Here is an 845-nt window from a genome sequence, read left to right on the forward strand (position 1 = left end):
TCGCCGTGCTCGGTTTTTTCCTGCAGGTTGCCGTTGAGGTCGTAGGCATAAGCCGTCCGTTGGCCGTCAAAGCCGACTTCCTGCTGGATCAGGCCATTGAGGTGATAGTCGAGTGTGTAGGTCTCGCCGACCTCGTTTTCGATTTCGGTGAGCAATAACCGCACGTTGTCGTAGCGGTAGTTGACCTGAGTCCCATCGGCATTGATGCGCCGGCTGATCAAGTGCAAGCCATCGGCATATTCGTAGCGGGTGACATGCCCCAGCTCATCTCGCTCGGAGGTGATCTTTCCGTAGGGGTTGTAGCTGTATTCGCTAAGAGCACCGCCGGGCAAAACGACACGAGTCAATCGACCGACGCTGTCCCACTGATACTCGGTCAGCGCCCCATGCTCATCCTCACGCGCCACCTGCCGCCCGAGGTCGTCATAGCGGTAGCGCTTGACGCCGCCATTTGGCAGTTGTTCTTCCAGCAACTGACCACGCTCATTCCACACCAGCCGATGGCAGCTGTTGTCGGGAAACCAGACACCGGTCAGTTGTCCCTGCTTGTCGTAGCTGTAGTCCGTTACGTTGCCGTCGGGATCAGTCTTACGAACGATATCGCCCTGATCATTACGCTCATATTTCCAGGCAGCCTCACCACGCCTTACAACCCGTACGAACCCATTGTCATGCTCGTAGGACGTCGGCTCATCGTCCCCCGGAAACACCGCCACCAGACGTCCGGCGTCGTCGTACTGATACGCCGTCACCGCGCCCAGCGGATCCTGCTCGACCGTCAACCGGCCTTTGTCGTCGTAGGATCTGAAATGCTCGGCACCATCTGGATCAATGCGCTGCACCAG

Annotated in this window: 1 pseudogene; it reads right to left on the reverse strand. The window is 58.2% G+C overall.

Annotation, left to right across the window (positions count from 1 at the left end):
- Positions 1-845: pseudogene (locus AC07OJ_RS30855) on the reverse strand (type IV secretion protein Rhs); the annotation flags it as partial.

The organism is Pseudomonas sp. GW821-FHT09C08 (genome assembly GCF_059418125.1).